The organism is Methyloceanibacter sp. (genome assembly GCF_058506495.1).
This window is the reverse complement of record NZ_JBZMXT010000185.1, coordinates 1-1,756: the sequence shown is the minus strand read 5'-3', so window position 1 is coordinate 1,756 and position 1,756 is coordinate 1. Positions and strand designations below refer to the sequence as shown.

Below are 1,756 nucleotides of genomic sequence, written 5' to 3'. Positions count from 1 at the left end.
GAAAACGGCTGCAAAAATGATTGCGAGGAAAATCTCCATTGGCCCTCTCCACCCCACGGGAGAAGCCTAGCACCACCGCTTGACCTGCGCACGGCTAGACGAAGCGATCCTTGAGCCTGCCGTTCAAGCGACTTCCGATCCGCTAAGGTGGAAACTACCGTCAAGCGCGTAACGTTGCTATATTCTGCGCTGCGCGGAGGAAGCCATCTGATCGAGCCTCCCCATAACCACGTAGAAGGAGAAGAGCGATGCGCTCTATCGCGCTAATGGTTCTTGCTGGAGTTTGTATGCTGAGCAGTGCAGCTGCTGAGGCAGCACCACGATGGATCGAAGACGCCTGTTTCGCAAAGGCCGCCAAGAGGTCTTTCAACGGCAGGGGTGAACGCGAACAGTTCATGGCGAACTGCATTGCTGACCTCAGCGCGAGCAGTCCTCAGGAACGCCGCAAGTACAAGCGTCGCTATCGTTAGCGGCGCGTTTGCATGTGTGCCTCAGCCTGCGCCAATTGGCCTATGCGGCGAGTGGGCCTTGTGCCGTGTTCGAGCCTTCCCACCAGAGAGACTTCACCGCTTCCAGCACGTCGCCATATCGATAGATCGCTCCATCGGGCAACCTCTTGCCAATGTTCCCCGTCCACACAAGAACAGAGCCTTCACGCTTAGGGTGCGGGATAAATTCCGCGTTGGTCGGCTTATGTATGACCAGTCCGTCGCGGACCTCGAACTGATCGAGCGTCACGTTTACCCTCATCGCCGTAGCCTCCAGTTCCCTACTATTGCGCCTGCTGTGGCGCATCCGCCGCTATTTCAACTTGTCGGCATCTAGCAATTGTTAAGGCGAAGGTATCGGCCTGCTACACTCAGCCTGCACGGGGAACGCATAGCGGCTCCCGTTGTAACGGGAGGTGGAACATGAGCGACGGAGAAGAACTCGACGAGGTTGAACGGGCCGAGCAAGCGGTCGGGCGACTTCAGGAGGAACTGCGCAACTACCAGAGCCGGGCTTTCATCAGCGCAGCGATGCTGGTGCCAGTCACGTTGGTAGCGGTCATCGCCGCCCTGTACCTTGATGGCTTCGCTAGCATCATCCTCGTCTGCGGAGCGGCCTTGTCTGCGGTCGCGTTTGTGTTCGACTTCAACCGCAAGCGAGGTGCTGTCGAGCAATGCCGTCGCAAGCACGAAGAGGCCAAAACCCATCTAGACCTGATACGCAGGCAGGACGCATGATGCTCAACTGCCTCACACAGGGCCGTGAACGAGCGAGAGGTTCCGCGCACGCCGTTCTGACACAGCGTTATTGGTAATACGCTCTGCCAGTTTCTACCTCCTAAACATGTCAAGCCCGATAGCAATCTCGCAGACGGGGCACTGATTAGGAGATTGAAAATGAAAGCCACAATTCTCGCACTTGCTCTTCTCGCAGCCTCTGGCGCACCTGTTTTGGCCGAAGGTTTCCCGAACGCTTACCAGACGAACTTTGATCGCTAAGCGATCTACCTCTCAGCAAAGCCCCGGTCTTCCCTCCCTGGCCGGGGCTTTTGCTTGTCTGCACCTCTCGGTGATCCAAATGTCTGGCCTCGGCGTAAGGTGAATAACTCGTTAAGGCTTCTTCCCTGCCCCCCACATTGAAGCCTTGGCGTTTTACTCTCCAAAGCCCCGGTGCCCCTGCGCCGGGGCTTTCTTTTGCGCTGCTCGCGAGACCTGTTGAGGAGAGGGCCTGGCGGGGACCCCATGACCCACCGCCAGGCCGTGCCCCC

3 protein-coding genes are annotated in these 1,756 nt (G+C 58.0%); 2 read left to right on the top strand and 1 reads right to left on the bottom strand.

Annotation, left to right across the window (positions count from 1 at the left end; genetic code table 11):
* The first annotated feature begins 248 nt into the window (after positions 1 to 248).
* Entirely contained in the window at positions 249 to 470 is a 222-nt protein-coding gene (locus AC33YF_RS13870; RefSeq protein WP_491777804.1) for a hypothetical protein, read from the top strand.
* 40 nt (positions 471 to 510) lie between these two features.
* On the opposite strand, the gene AC33YF_RS13865 is transcribed toward AC33YF_RS13870, so the two are convergent.
* A complete protein-coding gene (locus tag AC33YF_RS13865) occupies positions 511 to 750 on the bottom strand; it encodes a hypothetical protein (protein ID WP_491777803.1) in 240 nt (79 codons plus the stop codon).
* 161 nt (positions 751 to 911) lie between these two features.
* Between AC33YF_RS13865 and AC33YF_RS13860 the strand changes: the two genes are divergently transcribed.
* Positions 912 to 1,226, top strand: a complete 315-nt coding sequence (locus AC33YF_RS13860; RefSeq protein ID WP_491777802.1) for a hypothetical protein — start codon at positions 912 to 914, stop codon at positions 1,224 to 1,226.
* The last annotated feature ends 530 nt before the right edge of the window (positions 1,227 to 1,756 follow it).